The sequence below is a fragment of the Thetidibacter halocola genome (assembly GCF_018224955.1).
Taxonomy (GTDB): Bacteria; Pseudomonadota; Alphaproteobacteria; order Rhodobacterales; family Rhodobacteraceae; genus Thetidibacter; species Thetidibacter halocola.
Genome location: NZ_JAGTUU010000002.1, coordinates 441,910 through 459,300 on the forward strand (window position 1 = coordinate 441,910; position 17,391 = coordinate 459,300).

The following is a 17,391-nucleotide window of genomic DNA, read 5'->3' on the forward strand; positions in this document are numbered from 1 at the left end:
ATGACCGACTACCTTGTCGAAATGCGCGGTATCCATATCGAGGGTCGCACCGACGAAACCTGGATGCCGATCATCAAGGGCGTCGACCTGACCCTGAAACGGGGCGAGGTGATGGGCCTGATCGGCGAATCCGGCGCCGGCAAGTCGACGCTGGGCCTTGCCGCGATGGGCTTTTGCCGGGACGGCGTGCGCATCTCGGGCGGCAGCGTGAAGTTCGACGGGATCGACCTGCTGGCCGCCAGTGCCGAGAAGAAGCGCCAGCTTCTGGGCAAGCGCATCGCCTATGTCGCGCAATCCGCCGCAGCCAGCTTCAACCCGGCGCACCAGCTGATCGACCAGCACACCGAGGCGCCGGTGCAACACGGCGTAATGTCCCGCACCGAGAGCGAGGCCGACGCGGTCCGGCTGTACGAAAAGCTGCGCCTGCCGAGGCCGAAGGAAATCGGCTTTCGCTATCCGCACCAGGTCTCGGGCGGGCAGTTGCAGCGGGCGATGACGGCCATGGCCATGTCCTGCCGTCCCGACCTGATCATCTTCGACGAGCCCACCACGGCGCTGGACGTGACCACCCAGATCGAGGTGCTGGCCGCGATCCGCGAGATCGTGGACGAGTTCGACACGGCGGCGATCTACATCACGCACGATCTGGCCGTGGTGGCGCAAATGGCCGACCGGGTGAAGGTGCTGCTGAAAGGCGACGAGGTCGAGGAGAACGAGACGCGCGAGATGCTCTCGAACCCGCAGCAGGACTATACAAAAAGCCTCTGGGCCGTCCGCGAGTTCAAGCGCCCGGCCAAGCCCGCCCCGGCAACAGACGCGACGCCGGTCGTCTCGGTGCAGGGCGTGACCGCCGCCTACGGCAAGGTGGACGTGCTGCATGATGTCAGTTTCGACATCCACCAGGGCCGCACGGTGGCCGTGGTAGGGGAATCAGGCTCTGGCAAGTCCACCACCGCGCGGGTCATCACGGGCCTCTTGCCGCCGCGCCTGGGCCAGATCGAGCTGGACGGCGAAGCGCTGCCGCTGGATTACCGCAAGCGGTCCAAGGACCAGCTGCGGCAGGTGCAGATGATCTACCAGATGGCCGACACCGCGCTGAACCCGCGCAAGACCATTGGCGAGATCATCGGTCGTCCCGTCGAGTTCTACGGCGGTCTCAAGGGCCGCGCGAAACGCGATCGCGTCGCCGAGTTGCTGGAAGAGATCGAGCTGCCCGCCAAGCAGTATCTCGATCGTCTGCCATCAGAGCTTTCGGGTGGGCAGAAGCAGCGCATCGGCATCGCCCGTGCGCTGGCCGCCGAACCCAAGTTCATCATCTGCGACGAGGTGACAAGTGCTCTGGACCAACTGGTGGCCGAGGGCATCCTGCGCCTTCTGGCCCGGCTTCAGGACAACCTGAAACTGTCCTACATGTTCATAACCCATGATCTGGCGACCGTGCGTTCGATCGCGGACGAGGTCGTGGTGATGAAGGATGGCGAGGTGGTGGAACAGGGTCCCAAGCCCGAGATGTTCCAGCCGCCGCACCACCCCTATACCGACCTGCTGCTGTCTTCGGTCCCCGAAATGGACCCGGACTGGCTGACCAACCTGCTGCACGAACGCGGGGTCGAGAATATCGGCGACGCCGCCATGCAGAAGATGGACTGACCGCATCACATTGTGACGACGTAAGAGACCAGAATCGCCTATAAAGGCGAAATGACAAAGGGAGAGACATCATGACACGCATCAGCAGACGCGGACTTCTGACCACCGGCGCCGCCGCGGGTGTGCTGGCCGCCAGCGGTCTTCCGCTGCGCGCGCAGGCCAAGAAGGGCGGCCGCCTTCGGGCCGGCCTGAACGGCGCCAACACCTCGGACAGCTGGGACGGCCGGACACATTCCGATCTTTTCATGATCGCCTCGGCACAGGGCGCGGTGTTCGACAGCCTGACCGAGATCAAGGCCGACGGCACGCTGGTCGGCGAACTGGCCACCGATTGGGAGGCCTCGTCGGACGCAAAGACCTGGACGTTCAACCTGCGCCAGGGCGTGACCTTCCACAACGGCAAGCCGTTCGGCGCCGACGATGTGCTGGAATCGCTCCAGATGCACGTGGCCGAGGGTGCGAAATCCGCGGCCAAGCCCATCGTCTCGGCCATCTCCGAGATGAAGAAGACTGGCGATCACCAGGTCCAGTTCACGCTGGAGGCCGGCAATGCCGACTTTCCCTATTTGCTGTCCGATTATCACATCCTGATGTATCCCGCCGGCCAGATCGAAGAGGCCATTGCCAAGGGCATCGGCACGGGCCTTTACCAGGTGCAGGCCTTCGAGCCGGGCGTGCGGATGGTCGCGACCCGCTTTCCGAACCACTACAAGGGTGAAGAGGCCGGCTGGTTCGACGAGATCGAGTATATCGCGATCAACGATTCGACCGCGCGGATGAACGCGTTGCTGACCGGCCAGGTCGATGCGATCAACCGGATCGACTTCAAGACCGAGGCGCTGCTGCGCGCCAACCCGATGATCCGCATCCAGGAAGTGACGGGCAACCAGCACTACACCTTCCCGATGCTGACCAACGTGGCGCCGTTCAACGACGTGAACGTCCGCCGCGCGCTGAAGTACGGCGTGAACCGGCAAGAGATGGTGGACAAGATCCTGCAGGGTCACGGCCTTGCGGCCAGCGACACGCCCATTGGCCCGGCTAACCCGTATTACCACGCCGAGATGGAGCCGCTGACCTACGATCCCGACAAGGCCAAGTTCTACCTGAAAGAGGCCGGGCTGACCTCGCTCGACATCGACCTGAACGTGTCGGACGCGGCCTTCAACGGTGCTGTGGACGCGGCGCAGCTGTACCAGGCCTCTGCCAAGTCCGGCGGCATCAACATCAACGTGGTGCAGGAACCGGCGGATGGCTACTGGTCGAACGTCTGGCTGAAGAAGCCGTTCTGCGCGTCCTACTTCTCGGGCCGCGCCACCGAGGACTGGATGTTCGCCACCGCCTACGAGGCGGGTGTGCCGTGGAACGACAGCCAGTGGGATTCCGAGGACAGCGCCCGCTTCCAGGAGTTGCTGCTGACCGCGCGGGCCGAGCTCGACAGCAACAAGCGGCGCGAGCAGTACCACGAGATGCAGCAGATCCTGCGCGACGATGGCGGGGTCATCATCCCGATGTTCGCCAACTACGTGCAGGCCGTATCCAACAAGGTCGCCAGCCCCGACAAGGTCGGGAACCTCTGGCAGATGGACAACGCCCGTATGGCCGAACGGTGGTGGATGGCCTGATCGCCAGCCATAAGGCCGAAATAAGACGCCCCGCCATGATCGGTGGGGCGTTTTCATTTTTCGGCCTCAATGCAGTCCGAATCCCTGATTAACCATGAGTGGACAACAAGGAGCGACCCCATGACCCTCATGTTCATCATCCTCGCCGTGATCGCCGTCGGCAGCCTGCATTTCGGCGCCTCCGCGCTTGGTGGCAAGACGGACGAAGTCCGGGGCTGACGCCCCGGCCACGGATCACAGCACGTAGCGGCTGAGATCCGTCGAGCGAGTCAGCTCTCCGAGGTGTTTCTCGACGAAATCCGCGTCTACCGTAACGGCATCGCCTGCCCTGTCCGGCGCGTCGAAACTGAGATCCTCGAACACCCTCTCCATCACGGTATACAACCGCCGCGCGCCGATGTTCTCGACGCTGGCGTTCACCTCGGCCGCGATATGGGCCAAGGCGGCGATGCCGTCCTCGGTGAAGGTGACAGTGACCTCCTCGGTCGCCATCAGCGCAGTGTATTGCCGGGTCAGCGCGTTGTCGGTCTCTGTCAGGATGCGGACGAAATCCTCTTCGGTCAGCGCCCGCAGGTTCACCCGGATCGGCAGGCGGCCCTGCAATTCCGGCAGCAGGTCGGACGGCTTGGCGATGTGGAAGGCACCTGAGGCGATGAACAGGATGTGGTCCGTCTTCACTGCGCCATGTTTCGTGCTGACGGTCGTGCCCTCGATCAGGGGCAACAGGTCACGCTGCACACCCTCTCGGGACACGTCGCCACCGCGGGACTCCTGCCTCGTGGCGACCTTGTCGATCTCGTCGAGAAAGACGATGCCGTTCTGTTCCACCGCCTCCAGCGCGGCGGCCTTGACCGCCTCATCGTCCAGCAGCTTGTCGGCCTCTTCGGCGATCAGCACCTCGTAGCTTTCGGCGACTGTCATCCGCTTGCGCGTGGTGCGGCCGCCAAAGGCCTTTCCGAACAGGTCGCCCAGGTTCATCATCCCCATCCCGCCGGCGCCGGGCTGGCCGGGAATGTCCATCATCGGAAAGGGGCTGGCGGTGTCGGCCACGTCGAGTTCGATCATCGTGCCGTCGAGTTCTCCGGTCTTCAGCTTGCGCCGGAACATATCGCGGGTGGCCTCTCGGGCGTCGGTTCCGGCAATGGCCTCGATCACGCGATCCTCGGCGGCCTGGTGGGCGCGGGCCTTCACGTCCTCGCGCATTTGCTCGCGCGTGTCGATGATGGCGGTGTCCACCAGGTCGCGGATGATCTGTTCCACATCCCTCCCGACATAGCCGACCTCGGTGAACTTGGTCGCCTCGACCTTGATGAAGGGCGCTCGGGCCAGCTTGGCCAGACGGCGGCTGATCTCGGTCTTGCCGACGCCGGTGGGGCCGATCATCAGGATGTTCTTGGGATAGACCTCGTCCCGGAGGTCGTCGCCCAGTTGCTTGCGCCGCCAGCGGTTGCGCAAGGCGACGGCCACGGCGCGCTTGGCGTCCTTCTGGCCGATGATGAAGCGGTCGAGTTCCGAGACGATTTCGCGCGGGGTAAGGTCGGTCATGTCGGTTGTTCCTGGTGCCCAAAATTCTTCGAAGAATTTTGGTAAGAATTTTCGAAAATTCTTACCCGCTGATGGTTTCGACGGTAAGATTTCCATTGGTGTAGACGCAGATATCCGCGGCGATGGCCATCGCCGCACGGGCGATCTCTTCCGCCGACTTGTCGCTGTCCATCATCGCCCGCGCCGCTGCCAGCGCATAGTTGCCGCCCGATCCGATGGCGGTCACGTCATGCTCGGGTTCCAGCACGTCGCCCGCGCCGGTCACAACCAGCAGGTCGGTGCCGTCGGTTACGATCAGCATCGCCTCGAGCTTTTGCAGATACTTGTCGGTGCGCCAGTCCTTGGCCAGTTCGACGCAGGCGCGCTGCAACTGACCGCGGGTCGATTCCAGCTTGGACTCCAGCCGTTCAAGCAGGGTAAAGGCGTCTGCCGTCGATCCGGCAAAGCCGCAGACCACGTCCTTGCCGCCCGGCGACAGGCGACGCACCTTGCGGGCGGTGCCCTTGATCACAGTCTGGCCAAGGGAGACCTGCCCATCGCCCGCGATCACCACCTGCCCGCCCTTGCGGACGCCGATGATCGTGGTGCCGTGCCAGCCGGGAAACTCCTGCGACATGCGTCTCTCCTTCGTTCCGTGTCATCCATATGGGCGGCGCGGTGCGAAAATGCAAAGGCGCGAGGCATGGCCCCGCGCCCTGATGCCCGTCAGCGGACAGGTCGGATCAGATCGAATCCTCGATCCAGCTTTGCAGCGCGGCCTTGGGTGCGGCGCCGGCACGGTTCGAGATCACCTGGCCGTCCTTGAACAGGAACAGCGCGGGGATGCCGCGCACGCCCATTGCGGCGGCGGTGTTCGGGTTCTGGTCGACGTCGACCTTGGCGATCTTGACCTTGCCTTCGTATTGCTTCGAAAGCTCTTCGAGGGCGGGGCCGATCTGCTTGCAGGGGCCGCACCATTCAGCCCAGAAATCCACGACGACGGGAATGTCGGACTTCTTCACTTCTTCGTCGAACGTGGCGTCGGTGACGGCAACGGTGGCCATGATCTCTCTCCTTCGGTGAGGCAGGGTGTCGATGGCGGAACGTATGGGCCGACCCCTCTGCCGTCAAGATGCGGCGGTCGCCAGCGCGTTCGCCGCCAGATCGGGGGGCACCACCATCAACGAGGCGTCGCGGGTCCAGACGATGGCGGTTTCGATCCGCCGGCCGGGATAAAGTTGCGCCAAAGCGGCGGCATAGGCGCCCATCTGGCGCAGGATGGCCTCGGGGATCTGCGCGGGATCGTCGGGCAGGACGCGGTTCGACTTGAAATCGATCACGGTCACGGTGTCGTGCGTCAGGTGCAGCCGGTCTATGATGCCATGCAGCCGCCCGATGCCGGGCAGGTCGGCGGAAACAGGCACCTCGGCCAGCGCATCGGGGTCAAAGACCCAAGCGAGGTTCGGCGCACGCAGCACGGCCAGTGCCTCGGCCAGGATCGCCGCCATCCGGTCAGCGGCAGGGGCCATATCGGGATCGCGCAAGAGCGTCTCGCACAGGGTGCGCCCCGCCTCCTCGCGCCGGTCGTCGGGCAGGGGCGCCAGCACTTCCAGCAGCGCGTGGATCGCTGTGCCACGGGCGGTTGCGATCTCCTCGGGTTCGCCCTCGGGGCCGGGCAGGGCCTTGGCGCCGCCAAGATCCGAGGGCGCCTTCGTCCTGGGGGTGTCGGGTGGCGGCGGTGCAGGCAAATCGACCCACCCGGGCAGGGACGGGGTCTCGGCCATGGGTTCGACGAGCGTTTCTGCTTTCAAGCTCGACCAGTGGGCGTTTTCATGCCGCAGCCCCTCGGCGGGGCCATCGGCGAAATCGAAGACATGCGGCACCGGCCCGCAGCGTTCCAGCCCTCGCCGCACCTTCTCATGCCAGGCGGCGCCGTCCTTGCCCAGGTCGCCCGCTGCCGCGACGACCAACCATTTCTCGGCTCGTGTCAGCGCGACGTAAAGTAGCCGGTCGCGTTCCCGCGCCTCGGCGGCCTTGGCGGCCTCGACCGCGGCGCTCTGGCGCGGCGGCTGCGCGTTGGCGGCCTGTTTCCACAGCACACCGTGCTCGTCGTCCAGAAGCGCGCCGCGCAGGCTGGCGTCGGGGGCGGCGCAATCGGGCAGGATGACGATGGGGGCCTCGAGCCCCTTGGCCCCGTGCACCGTCATCACACGCAGCTGGCGGCCGGCGCTGTCGGGCGCGCGCTTGATCTCCAGGTCGTCGGTCTGCGCCCATTCCAGGAAGCCGGTCAGCGAGGGCACGGCCGACCCCTCATAGGCCAGCGCCTGCGCAAGCAGCGCGTTGATCCCGTCTTCGGCCTCGGATCCCAGCCGTCCGATCAGGCGGCGACGGCCCATGTGGCGCGTCAGGATACGGTCGATCAGGTCGTAGGGACGGAGAAAGTCGGTCTGTCCGCGCAGGTCATCCAGCACCTCCAGAACTTCGGGGTGATCGTCGCGCGCCTGCCGCAGCGCCTGCCACAGTGGCCGCTTCCCCCGTCCATGCGCCAGCGTGAACAGCCGCTGCTCGTCCCAGCCAAATAGCGGCGAGCGCAGCGCGGTGGCCAGCGACAGGTCGTCCTCGGGTGTCGCCAGAAAGCGCAACAGCGCCACGATGTCCCGCACGGCGAGTTCGGCCATCACCTTCAGCCGGTCGGCGCCGGCGATGGGCAGCCCGGCCTGCTTGCAGGCGCGGATGATCTCGGAGAACAGCCGCGACCGCCCGCGCACGAGGATCAGGAAATCACCCGCATGAACGGGCCGCGCATGCCAAACACCGCCGTCCGGCCTGACCGGCAAGGGCGTGCCCGCATCGATCGTGTCGCGGATGAACCGGGCGATGCGGTTGGCCAGGATCACCGTGTGATGATGTGCGCCGACGCGGTCCATCGGGTCGAACCAGGGGCCGTCCTCGTCGTCCTTGACCTTGTCCACCACGGGCCAAAGGTCGACCCGCCCGGGCATCCCGTCGTGAAAGGCGATATGAGTCTGGTCTGGGGTGAAGCCCGCCTCGACCGCGTCGGGAAAGGTGTTGTCCACCAGCCGCAGGATCGGTTCGGCCGAGCGGAAGGAATGCAGCAGGGCGGCATCCACCAGCGGCGCGTCGGTGGCGGCAAGGCGGGCGCGGAAATCCTCGCGCATCCGATCGAATTCCGAAGGGTCCGCCCCCTGGAAACTGTAGATCGACTGTTTCTTGTCGCCGACGACGAAGATCGTGCGGCGGGTGTCGGCGCGGGCGCCGATCCCCGCGGTGAATTCCTGTGCCAGCCGCTCGATCACCTGCCATTGGACGGGCGCGGTATCCTGCGCCTCGTCGACAAGGATATGGTCGATGCCTCCATCCAGCCGATACAGCACCCATTCCGCCACGCGCGGGTCCGACAGCAGGTCACGCGCGCGCAGAATGAGGTCGTCGAAATCCAGCAGCCCGCGGGTCTGCTTTTCCGCCTCGTAAAGCGGCAGGAAGGCGCGGGCGAAACGGTGCAGGGCGATGTCGCGCTCGGACGCGGCCAGGGCGAGGCGCAGGCTGCGGGCCTCTTCGACGCGGGTGCAAAGCTGGTCGAACCGCTCGCACAGGTCCGGGTTGGCGCTGCGCAAGGCCTTGGCGGGCATGTTCTTGCGTATGGTGCCCGCCTGCGTGAGCACTGCCGCTTCCAGCGCGGAGAGCGCCGCGGCATCCGTGCCGGTCACGCCCGCCAGTGCGTCGGACACCTTCTGGTCGTTCACGCCGCTGCCACGCAGAAGCGGAACCAGGCTCACGAAAAGAGCGTCCTCGCCCCCCAGAAAGACCCGGCCCGCCAGCGCCGCCGCGTCGAAATCCGGCGGTAGACCATAGGCCGCACGGATATCCTGCTCGGTGCGGTCGGCCAGAAAGGCCGCGCGCCGCCCGGTGATGTCCCGCAGCAGCTTTTCGGTGTCGTCGCCCGAAACCTGCGGGGCGATGGCCGCGACCAACGGCGCCTCGGGTCCGTCGGCCATGCGTTCGAGGATCTCGGCGCGCAAGAGTTCGGCGGCGCGGTCCTCCATCTCGGTGAATTGCGGGCTGACCCCGGCCTCGAGCGGGAAACGCCGCAAGAGCGAGGCGCAGAAGGAATGGATCGTCTGGATGCGCAGCCCGCCCGGCGCCTCGATCGCGCGGGCGAACAGCGTGCGAGCCTGCCGCAGAAAATCGTCGGACAAGGCGGTTTCCACGCCCAGCCCGCGCAACTCGTCCCGCAGGGCGTCGGCGCCCAGCATCGCCCAGGTGCCGAGGCGGCGGAACAGACGGTTCTGCATCTCGGTCGCGGCGGCCTTGGTGTAGGTCAGGCACAGGATGTGCTCTGGCAGGACGCCTTCCAGCAGCAGCCGCGCCACGCGATCGGTCAGGACGCGCGTCTTGCCCGACCCGGCATTCGCGGCAAGCCAGGTGGACTGACCGGGATGCGCCGCTTCGACCTGTCTCTGCGTCGCCTCGTCCCGCATCAGTCCATCCCCTGCGTTTCCGGAAAATCGGTCACATCCCATTCGCCGAACCGGCTGAGATGGTCGTAATCGGCGCGGTCGCTGTCCTTCTGCAAGGCGCGCCGCGCGGTATAGCCCTTGGCCGCGTCGGCATAGGCGGCGATCAGCGCTGTGAAGTCGCGCCAGACGTCTGCCGGCGGCATGGCCTCCAGCGGCGCGGGCACTTCTTTCGGATCGCCGGGGGCCAGCGAGATATAGGTCGCGGCGGCCACGTGGCGCGGCGCCAGCGGGGCAAAGCCGCCCTGTTCCAGCATCGCCGCCTCGAGCAGCAGTTGCTTGTCGAATTTCTCTTGTTGCGGCGGGGTGGGGGCCGCGCCGGTCTTGTAGTCATAGAGATGTGCGCCGCCCCGGTCGTCGATGTCGATCCGGTCGGCCTTGGCGGTCAGGGTAAAGCCCAGCGCCGGGATCCCGGCCTTGCCCTCGATCTCGTAGCCCGCGGGGGTGGCCTGCGCCTGCCGCGCGCGTTCGGTCTCCGTGAACCAGTCCGCGACGCGGCCCAGCCGCGCGGCCCAGAGGATGCGCGTGGTGGGCGAGGGCAGGTTCTCGGGGTCGCCGATCACGGCCTCTACCGCCTGCATCAGGGACTCTGGTGTCAGCCTGTCGGGCTGGGTCACGGTTTCCTTTATGAAGCGATCCATCACGTCATGCACGAGGATCCCGCGCAGCAGCGCGTCGGGCGGGCGCATCAGCGGGTCGAGTTCGCGCAGGCCCAGGATGTAGCGGGCATAGATCGCGTAGGGGTCGCGAATCAGCTTGCGGATCGCGGTCACGGGCAATTCGCGCGGGCGCGCCGCCAGGGGGGGCGCAGGGGCCGGGCGCGGCGCGCGCGGAGTGGGGATCGGCGCCTCGGATGCGCGGGCCAGCGCCAGCCAGTCGGCGCCGCGTGCGCGCATCTGGTGCAGTGCCGCGGGCCCGTCCCGTTGCGGCAGACCGGACAGCAGGTTCACCAGCCGGTTGAGCCAACGCGAGGGCACGGTTTCCGCGTCGTCCGATTTCAGCGCGCGGCTGAGCCAGATCTCGCGCGCGCCCGCCGCCTGCTGAAAGTCATGTGCCGACAGGCCGACCCGCCGTTCCGGCAGCAGCAGCCCCGCATCCGCCCGCATCTTGCGGTTCAGCCACGGGTCCGCGCCGGGCAGGTCGGGCCAGCCGCCTTCGGCCAGCCCGGCGAGGATCATCAGGTCGGACCCCATCACCCGCGCCTCCAGCGTGCCGAGGATGCGGATGTCGGGGTGGCTGGCGTCGCGGTTGCGCAACTCCTCGCGCGACAGGACCGCGCCGAAGATGTCGGCATAGTCGCGCGCGGTCATCTCGGCGCCATAGCCCGCCTCGGCCCGAAGGTCGTCCATGACCCGGCGCACCAGCCGGCCCGCCGCCTCGTTCCACAGGGTGCCGGAGCCGCCCGCAGGCCCGCCCGCGATGCCCTCGGCCAGCGCCATGTGCCGCTCGACCCAGTCTGCCAGCGGCAGGTCGCCGGCGGTCCGGTGGTCCAGGAACGTGTCGGCGACCCAGTCCGCCCAATCCGCGCGTTCGCTGACCACGCCCCAGGCGCGCAGCGCGTCGGGGCGCGGATAGGCCCAGCCCTTCTTGCGGATGCGCAGTTCCAGCGCGGTCGTGGCCAGCAGGTGTGGGCCCCGGTCTGCGCCGCTGTGGCAGAGCGGGTGTTTCAGCAGTGTCAGCAGCGCCTCGGCAGACAGGGGCGCGGCGAACAGCGCCGCCACGTGCCGCAGCAGCCGCCCCGGCGCGGTGAGTTGCGCCGGGATGCCCGCGCTGTCATCGGGCACGATGCCCCAGCGGTCCAGCGCCGAGGTCACCTGCCGGGTCAGCATCCGGTCGGGGGTGATCAGCGCCGCGCTCTCGCCCCGTTCGGCGGCCTGCCGCAGGCGCAGGGCGATGGCGGTCGCCTCGTCGCGCGGTCCGGGTGCCTCCAGCAGGGTGACGCCGGCCATGGCTTGTGGCAGGTCGGGCAGGTCTGGCCCCTCGGCCAGCCATTGATGCGTCACCGGCGCCGGGCGCAGGGCCAGCGACAGGGTGCGGTTGCGGTCGGGCGCGGGGGCTTGCATGGCGGTCCAGGGCGCGACGAGGGCCGGGCCGAGTTCAAGGTCGCGCATCAGCTTCGCATAGCGGAACTGCGGGTGATCCTCGCCGGTCAGCGCGTCGGTCAGGCCCTGCCACACGGCCTCGGGCATATGCGTGTCGAAGCCGGGCAGCACGACCGCCCCTTGCGGCAGGCAGGCGACGGCCCGCATCAGGGCATGGGTCGTGCCGCGCGACCCGGTCGAGCCCGCGACGACCACCGGACCTTCGGGTGGCGCCGTCTGCCAGCGGGTCAGCAACCGGTCCAGCGCCATCCGGGCAAGCCCCCCCGCGTCGGGTTCGGCATCGGCCTCGAAATACTGCTGGACGATCGTGATGAAGCGCAGCGCGCGTTCCCAGTGGCCCGACTGGTCGGACACGTCCAGCGCGGCGATGATCTCGGGCGGGACGCCCTCGGCCTGCATTTCGTCCAGCAACGTGGCAAGGCTGTCGGCCAGGTCGAACACCGCGGCGCGGGCGGCCAGCGTCCGGTCTTGCGCGATTAGACGCGCCACGAGGCCGGCCAGTTCCAGGCGGCGGCGCAGCGGCGGCACGGCTTGCGGCAGGTCGGCCATGTCCAGCGGGTCGGCCAGATCCGTGACCAGCCGGATGCGCGGCAACAGCGCGGGGGGGCCGGAATCGAAGGCGGCGCGCACCGCCTTCCGCATCCGGTCAGAGTTGACGAACAGCGTCACGCGCGCCATCGCCTCGGGCGGCTGTCCTGCCATGCGACCACGCAGGCCCGCGACCAGTTCGGCGGGAAAATCCACGCCGCAGGGCAGGTGGAACAGTCGGGGGCCGGGCGTGTTAAACATCGGGCAGCATCCTTTCGGCCAGCGCGATGCCCTCGGGGTGGCCCACGTCGCACCAATGGCCAGGATAGGGCAGGCCGAACAGCCGCCCATCCTCGGCCATGGCCTGCCAGAGGAGTCGCAGCGAAAAGGCCCGCTCGCCGATGACGTGGAGGCGGTCCATCTTGAGGATCTGCGCGCCGGTATAGACCATGTCGCCACCCCAACTCAGCCTACCGTCCATGCCCAGCGTGAAATCGCCACCTCCCTTGCGCCCCACGGCGCGCGTCAGCGGCACACAAAGCAGCAGCGCATCCATCCGCGCCGGTTCCCAGGCGCGTGCCAACAGCCGCAGGGCGCTGTCGTCAGACCAGACAGCATCGGTATTCAGCGTGTATACAGGGCCGTTACCCAGCATCGGAAGCGCGTGACGCAAACCGCCACCGGTGTCGAGGATATCCGGCTCCTCGACCGACACGGCGATTCCACTGCCTTGCAGATACGCGGCGATCTGTCCGGCTTGGTAGTGGGCGTTCACGACGCGGGTCGGGATGCCCTCGGTCAGGGCGAGGGCGTGGTCCAGCAGGGGGCGGCCTGCGACCTCGATCAGGGGCTTTGGGCGCGACCGGGTCAACTCGCCCATGCGCGTCCCGAACCCGGCGGCAAAGAGCATCACGGCGTCGGGCATGTCTGGCGCAGCCTGTTCAGGTGGGCGGAATCGGGTTCGGGCAGGGTGGCCAACGGGGCGTGCACCGGCGTCAGGGCGGGATGGCGAAGGTCAACCTGGAGATGATCCCAAACTCGCGGGATCAGGTCGAGGTAATGCGGCTTGCCGCGCGTGGCGAGCCGGGCGAACACGCCCAGGATGCGGGTGTTGCGCTGCACGCCCAGCACCGCCAGAGACGTGCGGAATGCCGCTTCGTCATGGCCGGTTTCGCGCAGGTAGTGCGCGATGCAGGCCTCGGCCGTTGCCTCGCCAACGTCGCGTCGGGCGTCCCGCAGCAGTGAGGCAAGGTCATAGGCCCGGTGCCCCGCCAGGGCATCCTGGAAATCCAGCAGCCCGGCGCGCGCCGCGCCCGTCCGCTCCGGCAGGAGTAGGATGTTCTCGGCGTGGTAGTCGCGCAGGATCATCACGTCGGCGGGCAGGGCATGTGCCGTCAGCAGCGGCAGGAAGGCCGCCTGAGCGTCGGGCAGCGCCTCGGGCCGGTCAGCGTAGTGGGTAAAGGCGAGGTCGATCATTTCGGCCAGCCGTTCGGCGCTGGCCACGGGCAGACCGGCGGGCGGCGGATGGCGGTGCAAGGCCACCAGTGCGTCGGTCGCCGCAAGATAAAGGCCGCGCTCGGTTTCGGGATCGGTGGCCAGCCGGGCGATCAGCCCGTCGCCAAGGTCCTCGAGCAGCAAGAGGCCGGGCGCCTGGGCCAGGACACGCGGCGCGCTCAGGCCCAGACCGGTCAGGTGCCGCGCCAGCCGCGCGAAAAGTGCCACGTCGCCCTCGGGATCCTGCATCATGATCGCGGTCTCGGCGCCACGGTGCAGGCGCGTGTAGCGGCGGGCCGAGGCGTCGCCCGCCAACGGTTCGGCCTGTGCGCCGGCCCATCCGGCTGTGGCGAGGAAACCGGTCATGCCGCGAGGCCCGGAACCAGCGAATCCCAGCGCGTCCCGGTCCATGACAGGTCCAGCCGCCGTGTCTCTTCCTCCAGCGGGGTGAAATGCAGGTGCAGTGCGTCGGGCGGTGCCAGGTTGCCCAGCCGGTCAGGCCATTCGACCAGGCAGATCGCCGTCTCGAACGCCTCTGCCAGGCCCAGTTCGATGATCTCGTCGGCAGAGCCGAGGCGGTAGAGGTCCGCATGCCAGACCGATCCGGCCCGCGTGTCGTATTCCTGCACCAGCGTGAAGGTGGGCGAGGGCACATCCTCGGGGACGGTCTGAAGCGCGCGGATCAGGCAGCGGGCGAAATGCGTCTTGCCGGCGCCGATCCCGCCCGACAGCAGCAGCACGTCGCCCGGCGCCAGGCACGGCGCCAGGCGTTCCGCCAGGTGGCAGGTATGGTCAGGGCCGGTCAGGATCAGGCTTTGTGCGGACATGGGCCGAAGATACTGTCAGGGCCGGTCGCTGCAAGGGCCGAAGCCGCTAGGTCGCCTGATCCGCCACGGCTGGTTCGGGCGCCGGCAGTGCCTTGACCGGCTGGCCGCTGAAGCGGACCATGGTCGCCCCGGCCGAAACCGGCTCGACGGTGCACAGCAGCTGACCTCCGCTCTTGAGGCGGAGCGAGAAAGTCCAGGCCGACCGGTCGCGCAGAGTCAGCACGAAGTCCTCGAGGTCGGGCCACGCCGCGTTGGGGGCGCAATCCCGCTGCCAGCCCGCGGTGGCGTCGGCGATCGACATCTCGACAAAGGCGCTGTCCGGATCGCATTTCCACATCTCGCGGAAGGCCCGGTTGCAGAAGGTCAGAATACCCAGCTGCGAGAACACGGCCACCGCGTCCTCGAAGCAATCGATGACCGATTGCGTCATTTCCAGTTCCGATCGGAACCGGCGCGTCAGCGTGATCTCGGCGCTGATGTCCTCGATCAGGAAGGCGACGGCCCCGTCCGGGTGCGGCCGGCCGGTGATCTTGTAGGTCAGCCCCGAGGGCAAGTTCCATGTCTCGCAATAGCGGTCGTCGCGGGCGGCGGAAACCACCTCTGTCAGCCGTTCGCGCCAGGACACGTAGTTCTTGGGTTCCGGCATCATGCGGTTTTCCCGCATGTGGTCGAAAAAAGACATCAGGTTCGGACGCGCCGACAGGAAATCCACCGGCAAGCGCGTCAGGTCGACCAGCGCGGGATTGAACAGCACCAGACGGCGGTCGCGGTCGAACACGGCAAGGCCGATGGGCAGATGGGCGAAAGTCTTGGTCAGGGTCTGGACGAAGTTACGCTGCGCCAGCTCTGCCTCGACCAGGTTGTCGATGCTGACCGCGAAATGCAGAAGGCCAAGATCCGTCTGGCGGATCGCGACTTCGTACCAGCGGCGGCTGCCGTCGGTCAGGTCGACATTGACACGAACCGGTGCTTCGCTGCGGTCGCCGCCTTCGGGCAGAAGCAGGGGGCTGGCCATCGGATCCCTGAGGCCGGCCTCGGCGACAAGTTCGGTGCAGGCCGCGTTGCGCCACAGGACGACGCCGGTTTCATTGGTCAGCCAGACCGGTGTCGGTGCCGCGTCGCAGACGGCGCTCATGCGACGGAATTCGATGCCGTTGATCGGGCTGGGATGGGCGGTGTCGCACGACAGCCCGCCCATGTGCAGGGCGATCCGGTGGCGGTCGGCCTCTGGCGTGATGGACAGCCATCCCTCTGCATCGGCAAGGGCCGCAAATCGCCCGGTTTCGCTCGGCAGGGCGCGTGGCACACCGTCGAAATGCTGCGAAAGGGTCCGCGACAGATCGGCCCAGTCGACGCCGACCAGTGTTCCAAGACCAAGGAAGGCGCCCAGGCCAGGGGCGCTGTCGATCACGATCCCGTCGCGCAGCAGGATTTCCGGATCATGGTCGCTGGTTCCATGCTCCGCCGGGCCTGCGGGTCGCGATCGCAGCAGGAACCATGCAGCGACCATTGTGCAGAGCCCTGTCAGAACGCCCACGAAAAGCGCTGTTGCTTCGGTCACTGCCTGCCCCTGTCGTATCATCCCTCCCGCAGCCTGCGGAGGATTGGTTAATCCCGGGTTAATAGGCAGGCCCAACCTTCATATTTCGATGGGCTGGTTCTGCCCGATGAGGCTTCCTGGCACATGCGGTTCGGGAACGATCCGGCTGCGCGGCCAGACCACCTCGACCACGGCGCCGCGGCGTGCGCCCTGTTCCGCCGCGGGCAGGAACGGGTCGGCGCCATTGGCAAAGCTCAGTTCGGCGCCCGTCCGCTCCAACAACGTTTTGGCGATGAACAGGCCCAGTCCCATGCCCTCGTATTCCGGCCGGGCACGGCGTTCGCTTTCACTGCGGCGCTTGCGCACGAAGGGGTCGCCGATGCGCCCGATCAGGTGCGGCGGAAATCCCTGCCCGTCGTCCAGGATGCGGATCGAGATCACGTCGTCGGTCCAGATCGCCTCGACCCAGATGGTCGAGCGGGCGAAATCGACGGCGTTCTGCACCAGGTTGCGCAGGCCGTGGATGATCTCGGGGCGGCGCAGGATCTGCGGCTGGCCGGGTTCGCCGCCGGGCCCGGGGCCTTCCTCGATCAGGATCTCCTTGCCGCGGCCCTGGTGCGGCTCGGCCGCCTCGCGGATCACCTCGACCAGCGGCGCCTGCCGCATGTGCAGGTCGTCCTTGCCCGCCCGCCCCATGCTGCGCAGGATATCGCGGCAGCGGTCGGCCTGCTCGCGGATCAGCAGCGCGTCCTCGCGCAGTTCGGGCCGGTCCTCCAGTTCTTCGGCCAGTTCGGACGAGGTCAGCTTGATCGTCGCCAGCGGCGTGCCCAGCTCATGCGCCGCCGCCGCCACCACCCCGCCCAGGTCGTTCAGCTTCTGCGCGCGGGCCAGCGCCATCTGCGTCGCGGCAAGCGCATTCGACATGGAATGCATCTCGCGCGTGATGCGGCGGGCGTAGATCGAGATGAAGGCCAGCGCGATGCTGATCGCCACCCATTGCCCGAAGATGAAGATGTCGGGGATACGCAGGATGAACCCCTGCTCTGTCCGCAGCGGCAGGTGGTAATAGACCATCCCCGTCACCAGCAGGAAGGCCGTCACCCCCAGGATCAGGGTCGAGCGCAGCGAGAGCACGGCCGCCGACACCGTGACCGGCCCCAGCACCAGCAGCGAGAACGGATTGTGCAGACCGCCCGTCAGATACAGCAGGAAACACAGCTGCAGCAGGTCGAACATGACCATCAGGAAGTTTTCCGTCTCGGAAAGGCGCTTGTTTTCCGGAAAGACGAAGATGGCGATCAGGTTGCCCACGACCGAGACGCCGACGGCGAGGTAACATAGCCCCAGTTCCAGCCGCAGGTTATACAGCTGCTGCGCCACCGTGATCGCGATCAGCTGGCCGATGATGGCGAACCAGCGCAACAGGATCATGGTGCGCAACCGGATCCAGTTGCTGCGTTCGTGTTCGCCGATCAGACCGATATCCGACACGCCTGCGCCTTTTCGTCCCGCTTGAATGCCCTGCTGTCATTGTTATGTCCCGCCCGACGCGCATTCAACGACAGA

Annotated in this window: 12 protein-coding genes; 2 read left to right on the forward strand and 10 right to left on the reverse strand. The window is 67.3% G+C overall.

Going from position 1 to position 17,391, the window contains the following annotated elements; translation table 11 throughout:
* Together KB874_RS06340 and KB874_RS06345 are read left to right on the forward strand one after the other, a co-directional pair.
* Window positions 1-1,650 (forward strand): ABC transporter ATP-binding protein, encoded by a 1,650-nt coding sequence (locus KB874_RS06340; RefSeq protein ID WP_212535711.1) that lies wholly within the window; start codon window positions 1-3, stop codon window positions 1,648-1,650.
* Window positions 1,651-1,721: 71 nt separating this feature from the next.
* Window positions 1,722-3,275 carry an ABC transporter substrate-binding protein gene (locus tag KB874_RS06345; protein ID WP_212535712.1) on the forward strand — a complete coding sequence of 518 codons (1,554 nt, stop codon included), beginning with the start codon at window positions 1,722-1,724 and terminating at the stop codon, window positions 3,273-3,275.
* A 234-nt stretch (window positions 3,276-3,509) separates the two neighbouring features.
* On the opposite strand, the gene hslU is transcribed toward KB874_RS06345, so the two are convergent.
* The 10 genes from hslU to regB all read right to left on the reverse strand — a co-directional run bounded on the left by hslU (window position 3,510) and on the right by regB (window position 17,316).
* Window positions 3,510-4,820, reverse strand: coding sequence for an ATP-dependent protease ATPase subunit HslU (hslU, locus tag KB874_RS06350; RefSeq protein WP_212535713.1), 1,311 nt, complete (start codon window positions 4,818-4,820; stop codon window positions 3,510-3,512).
* 61 nt (window positions 4,821-4,881) lie between these two features.
* On the reverse strand, window positions 4,882-5,436 hold the full coding sequence (hslV, locus tag KB874_RS06355; RefSeq protein WP_212535714.1) for an ATP-dependent protease subunit HslV: 555 nt from the start codon (window positions 5,434-5,436) through the stop codon (window positions 4,882-4,884).
* Between the two features lie 106 nt (window positions 5,437-5,542).
* Complete coding sequence (gene trxA / locus KB874_RS06360) at window positions 5,543-5,863, reverse strand: thioredoxin (protein WP_212535715.1); 321 nt, start codon at window positions 5,861-5,863, stop codon at window positions 5,543-5,545.
* Between the two features lie 63 nt (window positions 5,864-5,926).
* Window positions 5,927-9,298 carry a double-strand break repair helicase AddA gene (gene addA, locus KB874_RS06365; protein ID WP_249200290.1) on the reverse strand — a complete coding sequence of 1,124 codons (3,372 nt, stop codon included), beginning with the start codon at window positions 9,296-9,298 and terminating at the stop codon, window positions 5,927-5,929.
* Window positions 9,298-12,225 carry a double-strand break repair protein AddB gene (gene addB / locus KB874_RS06370; protein WP_212535716.1) on the reverse strand — a complete coding sequence of 976 codons (2,928 nt, stop codon included), beginning with the start codon at window positions 12,223-12,225 and terminating at the stop codon, window positions 9,298-9,300. The genes addA and addB overlap by 1 nt, the downstream gene beginning before the upstream one ends.
* Window positions 12,218-12,889: a nucleotidyltransferase family protein gene (locus KB874_RS06375; RefSeq protein WP_212535717.1), complete on the reverse strand. Its 672-nt coding sequence runs from the start codon at window positions 12,887-12,889 to the stop codon at window positions 12,218-12,220. Before KB874_RS06375 ends, addB begins: the two co-directional genes overlap by 8 nt.
* Complete coding sequence (locus KB874_RS06380; protein WP_212535718.1) at window positions 12,874-13,824, reverse strand: aminoglycoside phosphotransferase family protein; 951 nt, start codon at window positions 13,822-13,824, stop codon at window positions 12,874-12,876. Before KB874_RS06380 ends, KB874_RS06375 begins: the two co-directional genes overlap by 16 nt.
* Window positions 13,821-14,285 carry a tRNA (adenosine(37)-N6)-threonylcarbamoyltransferase complex ATPase subunit type 1 TsaE gene (gene tsaE, locus KB874_RS06385; RefSeq protein WP_212535719.1) on the reverse strand — a complete coding sequence of 155 codons (465 nt, stop codon included), beginning with the start codon at window positions 14,283-14,285 and terminating at the stop codon, window positions 13,821-13,823. Before tsaE ends, KB874_RS06380 begins: the two co-directional genes overlap by 4 nt.
* Window positions 14,286-14,331: 46 nt before the next feature.
* On the reverse strand, window positions 14,332-15,846 hold the full coding sequence (locus tag KB874_RS23265; RefSeq protein ID WP_212535720.1) for a PAS-domain containing protein: 1,515 nt from the start codon (window positions 15,844-15,846) through the stop codon (window positions 14,332-14,334).
* A gap of 78 nt (window positions 15,847-15,924) precedes the next feature.
* Window positions 15,925-17,316 (reverse strand): sensor histidine kinase RegB, encoded by a 1,392-nt coding sequence (regB, locus tag KB874_RS06395; RefSeq protein WP_346346513.1) that lies wholly within the window; start codon window positions 17,314-17,316, stop codon window positions 15,925-15,927.
* Window positions 17,317-17,391 lie beyond the last annotated feature (75 nt).

What these genes read in the sequence shown, in the direction of transcription:
- KB874_RS06340 (WP_212535711.1), top strand. Translation starts at nt 1, where the DNA reads ATGACCGACTACCTTGTCGAAATGCGCGGTATCCATATCGAGGGTCGC.
- KB874_RS06345 (WP_212535712.1), top strand. Translation starts at nt 1,722, where the DNA reads ATGACACGCATCAGCAGACGCGGACTTCTGACCACCGGCGCCGCCGCG.
- hslU (WP_212535713.1), bottom strand. Translation starts at nt 4,820, where the DNA reads ATGACCGACCTTACCCCGCGCGAAATCGTCTCGGAACTCGACCGCTTC.
- hslV (WP_212535714.1), bottom strand. Translation starts at nt 5,436, where the DNA reads ATGTCGCAGGAGTTTCCCGGCTGGCACGGCACCACGATCATCGGCGTC.
- trxA (WP_212535715.1), bottom strand. Translation starts at nt 5,863, where the DNA reads ATGGCCACCGTTGCCGTCACCGACGCCACGTTCGACGAAGAAGTGAAG.
- addA (WP_249200290.1), bottom strand. Translation starts at nt 9,298, where the DNA reads ATGCGGGACGAGGCGACGCAGAGACAGGTCGAAGCGGCGCATCCCGGT.
- addB (WP_212535716.1), bottom strand. Translation starts at nt 12,225, where the DNA reads ATGTTTAACACGCCCGGCCCCCGACTGTTCCACCTGCCCTGCGGCGTG.
- KB874_RS06375 (WP_212535717.1), bottom strand. Translation starts at nt 12,889, where the DNA reads ATGCCCGACGCCGTGATGCTCTTTGCCGCCGGGTTCGGGACGCGCATG.
- KB874_RS06380 (WP_212535718.1), bottom strand. Translation starts at nt 13,824, where the DNA reads ATGACCGGTTTCCTCGCCACAGCCGGATGGGCCGGCGCACAGGCCGAA.
- tsaE (WP_212535719.1), bottom strand. Translation starts at nt 14,285, where the DNA reads ATGTCCGCACAAAGCCTGATCCTGACCGGCCCTGACCATACCTGCCAC.